This window comes from Chryseobacterium sp. RR2-3-20, from assembly GCF_017808115.1.
GTDB classification, from domain to species: domain Bacteria; phylum Bacteroidota; class Bacteroidia; order Flavobacteriales; family Weeksellaceae; genus Chryseobacterium; species Chryseobacterium oryzae.
The window spans coordinates 1-5,365 of record NZ_JADQBD010000111.1 but is presented as its reverse complement, the minus strand read 5'-3'; the positions used below and the strand labels follow the sequence as shown (position 1 = coordinate 5,365).

At 29.0% G+C, this 5,365-nt stretch carries 3 protein-coding genes; 1 reads left to right on the top strand and 2 read right to left on the bottom strand.

The window, feature by feature from the left end; genetic code table 11:
* Nucleotides 1-129 precede the first annotated feature (129 nt).
* Both IV513_RS14870 and IV513_RS14865 read right to left on the bottom strand, forming a co-directional pair.
* Nucleotides 130-1,404: an ectonucleotide pyrophosphatase/phosphodiesterase gene (locus IV513_RS14870; RefSeq protein WP_209391343.1), complete on the bottom strand. Its 1,275-nt coding sequence runs from the start codon at nucleotides 1,402-1,404 to the stop codon at nucleotides 130-132.
* Between the two features lie 52 nt (nucleotides 1,405-1,456).
* Nucleotides 1,457-2,617: a hypothetical protein gene (locus IV513_RS14865; RefSeq protein ID WP_209391342.1), complete on the bottom strand. Its 1,161-nt coding sequence runs from the start codon at nucleotides 2,615-2,617 to the stop codon at nucleotides 1,457-1,459.
* A gap of 440 nt (nucleotides 2,618-3,057) precedes the next feature.
* Here IV513_RS14865 and IV513_RS14860 point away from each other — a divergent pair, with 440 nt between their 5' ends.
* Nucleotides 3,058-5,274, top strand: a complete 2,217-nt coding sequence (locus IV513_RS14860; protein WP_209391341.1) for a dynamin family protein — start codon at nucleotides 3,058-3,060, stop codon at nucleotides 5,272-5,274.
* Nucleotides 5,275-5,365: the final 91 nt, after the last annotated feature.

The window sequence follows — 5,365 nt, the reverse complement described above, 5'->3', positions numbered from 1 at the left end:
CAGATTTTCCCACATTCCAACAAAATTTTTACAACAACAACAAAACAATATTAACAAAAAACTCTATTTTTGAATGTGCCTAAATTGGGGCAGATTACACTTTCAACTATAAATATCGTTTACTGTTCATCAGCGTAAAATTTTCTTAATATGACGTAATTTTCCGTCAATAGGCTGTTCAATTTTCAAACCAAGAATTTCTGCAACTACGGGATAGACATTAACGTTCTCAAATTCATCAATAACTGTATTATTTTTGAATTGATTTCCCCATGCAAAAAAAGTGGCTTTCATTTCCGGAACAGATCTAGGATCGTAACCATGTTTTCCAACAGATGTTTTTTTACCTTTTTCAAGAAATATTTCTGGTGCTTTAGGAACTAATACTATTTGCCCGATTCTCCCAAATCGGTCATCTTTTGTTCGGAAATGAAGATACCTGGGTAGTTTTTTATCCAAATACACTTCGTAACCCTCTGTTTTATTTGCTTTTAAATACTTATACGTACTTTTTACCTCATCAGGATTTTTAACATATACTCTTAATAAAGTCTGAGAATTATAGATATCGAATTTACTTTTATCCAGAAGAATATCAGGAATTTCGAGTGGTTTATCGCCGTTCACTTTAATCATTCCGTGGTCGGAAAGAAATATAAAGTTCACATTTTTCAAACCTAACTGATTAACTTTTTGTACCAATTCACCTATTGCATCATCAACCAGATGCACTGCTCTTTCAGTTTCCTTGGAATCTGGACCAAAATGATGTCCTGCTGCATCTACATCCGGAAAATACAGCGCAATAAAATGAGGTCTTTGTTCCTCCGGAAGCAGAAGCCATTTAATTACTTTAGTTACTTTTTCTGAAGGTGAAAATTTTTCATGATACGGATAATAATAGCTAGGTCTTATTCCACCCGCATTACTTGCAGAGCCTACCCACTGCAAAGATGCAGATAAAGTTCCCTGCTTTTCTGCCAGTGCCCAAAGCGGAACTCCACCGTACCAACTTCCGTCTTCGGCGTTTTCTTTTTTATTCATGGCATACCCTTCTTTTCTTTTATAATCATAAAAATAATTATCGATTAAACCATGATGGGAAGGATAAAGCCCGGTAATTAAACTCCAATGATTGGGAAATGTAATACTAGGAAAACTCGGAAGCATTGCCTTTGCCTGAATTCCTCCGCTTGCATATTTTATAAGATTCTGAGCATTGTATTTTTTCGCGTAATCGTATCGAAACCCGTCTGTGGAAATCATAATCACATAAGGTTTTTGCATTGCTTCAGCACTATTATAGCGGTTCGGAACAATAATTTGAGCGGTATCTGAAAGAATATTCTGTGCAGAAAATAATTGACAAATAAACAGACTGAAAACTATAAGAAAGTATCGCATTGAGGAGAATTTTTGAGAGATTTACTCATCTTTAGACTGCAAAATTACTAATCTATTTTTCAAAACAATCTTTAAAATAACAAAAGTTGGTATTATGTGCTAAATTTTCAAACTTAGTCTGCACTTCGATAGTTTCTTTATTTTGTGTAAGTTTAAGACATGTTTGATAATATAATAATGAGTAGTAATTTTTCCAGCCTACTCCAATATTTTCGAGATTTACAGACTGAAGATAATCTGAACTTATTCTATATTTTCCCATTTTTTCATAGGCAACGGCACAGAGAATTTTCCAGACTTCATCATGGGTAATTTTGCGGTCCTCCGGAACATAAAACTGGTCTTGATATTGTTGAAAAGTCTGATTTTTGATGAGGAATTCTATTTCTTTAATTCTGTTTGTAAAAATGAGCAATTCTAAAACAGAATATTCAAAACTGCAAACCGATTTTTCAGAAGCAGAAATGTAATGAATCCTCCATTTTTTCATTTCCGAAAATGTTTTTTTGAATCCTTTTTCATCCCCTATACAATCTGCGTATAATAATTCCACGCCAAATTTTAGTCCTGCCGGAATTACATGAATATTTTCCTGAATTTCTGTATTTTTAATCTGTTGGAAATACATCTTCATCAATTCATGATTCTGCTGCAAAAACGCACTTAAAAATAAAAATCCATACGCAAAAATTTTTCCTTCATTGCCATTATTATATTTAAGATAATGTAAAAAATACTGATCGTAAACTGTTCCTAAAAGATCGCGCATAGGATGATGTTCAAGAAAAAACTTTCTAGCCATCGGATAAGACAGTAAATACTGATGTACATTTGCCAGCAATTCCGGGCTTTCAGAAATATTCAAACAAAGTTCTTCGCTTTTGCGCCAATAATCTTTAGAAGTGTCATCTTCTCTGAAAAATTCTTTCAAATCTTTATTAGAAAAAGAGTCTAAAAACCCAGAAAAATCTCTGTAACCACAAAACTTAGCCAATTTATTAACCACATAATCACTGGTATGAGAATCTGATTTTATAAGACCAAAAAAACGTCTGATAGTCTGTGCACTAATACTGAAAACTGTCTCTTTGGCAATTCGGTCCGAAAGCAAAGCACAGTCTGTCGCCGTTGAAATCTGTTTTCCAAAGTTTTGAATAATAACTTTTTTCAAATGCCGGATTGCATCAATATACAGTGTAGAGTTTTTGTTCATTAAAGAAATGGTTATTAAATTTTTAAGACAATGAGATAAAACAAAAATAACCAATCATCCTTGAAATTGTACAAAATTGTACACAACATAACAGAAATTCTTGAATTATTTTTGAGAGTTATAACTATGCTAAATGTATAAAAAGGAAGCAAAATCCGATTACGGAAAACCGTAATTATTCATAACCTTTTTATGCTAGTTTAGTAGTTTTTTTCACTCGGACATGGTTTGTCTGGGTGAGGGAGTAGATTTGTGAAAAGAAAATTAAAATTTAGAATATTAACCATTCATCAGCATTAAAAACCTTAAATATAACATGTAATTCGATGAAACATTTACAAATATAGAGTATAAATTTATAAAATATATAATTTTAATTTGAATAGAGATATACAATATTCTAAAAATTTTATAATGTAAAATAATTTTAAGACAAAAAAATGAAAGTAATTATTGACTATGATACAGTAATGTTTGAATTTAAGATAGAATGTAACGATTCAACCATCCAAAATAGCTTGAAACAAACAATAAAAGATAATCAAGGAAAAAGAATTACAGATTGGGTAAAAGAGTTTATTAAAAAAGTAAAAGAAGAAACTAACAATGATCCATTTGCAATGAAGATTATTGGTTGTGATTTGTATGAAGAGCAATATATCAAAGAGCTTTTTAATGAAATAAATATTGAATTTGAAAAGACTGTTGATGATAAAGATATTCAAGACAAGTACAAGGCAATTGATAATTTTTTAGAATATGCAGAAAAATCAAAAGAAGATATTGTTAAAAATGCCCTACGTCCAAATATTGAAAATATTAAAACTCATAGAAGTACAATAATAGAGATTCCTGTTATTGCAACAATGAGTTCCGGAAAATCTACTTTATTGAATGCTTTAATTGGAAAAGACTATTTACCCGAAGACACAGGTGCGACTACCGCAACAACATGTGATATTATTGTAAATAATCATTTACATAATTTCATTGGAAAAGCAATTTTTGATGGTAAAGAAGAAAAAAATACCAACGGAAACATCTCAGAGTTTTTAAAAGATTGGAATTTGAAAGCTAATGAAAATATTAATGACACAAACGATGAAAAAAAATACCCTGATTTAAAATTACAAATAGAAGGTTTTATTCCAAATCTTAATACTTCAAATTTTAATTTACACTTTATTGATACGCCTGGACCCAATAGCTCTCAGCATAGTCATCATAAAGAAAAAACGTTTAGTTATTTAAAAGACAATCAAAATTTACCGATAGTTTTATATGTGCTTGATCCTGAAAAAATGGATTCAAAAGATGACGACTTTACTTTAGATGAAATCAGTAAGGTATTTAAAAATAACAACAAAAGTATAGACAGAATTGTTTTTGTATACAATAAAATTGATAGAGAGGATATTGAAGAAAAGTCAATTAAAGAAATACTAAATAAAGTGGAATCTTTTTTAGAAAGAAAAGGTATTAAAAATGCTAAAATCTTTCCTATTAGTGCACAGTATGCAAAATTTGCTCAAATTGAGAATAACTTAACAAATAAAAAGAAATCAGATTTAAGAAATTATCGAGATAATTTTATTCACAATATAGATGATAATTATAAAGGATATCAACTTTTAGAATATGCACCGTTAACAAATTCTCAAAGAGAACAATTAAGAAAAACTATTACTAATGGTGAATTAGATTCGGAGTTGGTTTATTCAGGCTTAGCCGCATTGAAGTTATATTTAGAAGATTATATAATAAATCATCACAAAAAAACACAATACAAAGAGTTGAAAACCATTGCAAACAAAGTTTATAAACAGATCGAAACATCAATTCAACTTGAAGAAGAAAGGCTAGAAGAAATAACAGAAGGGCAAAAAAAAGAAAAAGAAGAAAATCAAAAAAAAGACATAGCGATATTAGATAAGAAAAAAGAAGAAGCTATTGAAGATATAAATAAAATAAAAGTAGATAAAAACTTTATTGAACAAAAGTCAAGAGAATTTACTATGTCTTTTAATGACATAAAAAACAAAACATTTCAGAGGGAGGAACTAAGTAAAAATGAAGCAATTAAGCTAATTGAAGAAACGAATGAAGTAATTAAAAATATGCAAATTAGTATTAAAACAGATTTAATTTCTGAAATGAACAATCAATTGCATAAATACTTAGAAAATATAAAAAAAATTACAAAAGATAAATTTTCATTAGATGCAAATAATATAGAAATTAATGCTTTTAATGCAGAAATGGAAAATAGTGTTAATGCAATAAATATAAATCAACTTCACAAGTATCAAGAAGAAAAAGTTGAAACAATAACAAGAGAAATTGAAAGTAAGTGGTGGATTAAAAGAAAATTAAATTGGAAAGTAACAGAAGAACATAAGGTTTCAAAAACAATAATTAAAATTGTCGACCTTTACAGAGATACTTTAGAGCCATACAGTAAAACGTTTACAATAACATTAGAAGATTATAAACAAAATTTTATTGAAAAATTCTGTAATATTCATGATAGTTTTATTAATAGAATAGAAACTGAATTTGAAAATACTAAAAATAATATTTTTGAAAAATATACAAGTTCTATGAGTGAAGACAAAATACATAAAGTTATGAAACTTAAAGAACTAAAAAAATTTTGATTATCCGTTTTTAATCATAACCCTGTAATGTTAGCAATAATAAGCCTTTCAAAGAGGCTATCTCCAAAATATCTTCGATTTAGCTTGTAGA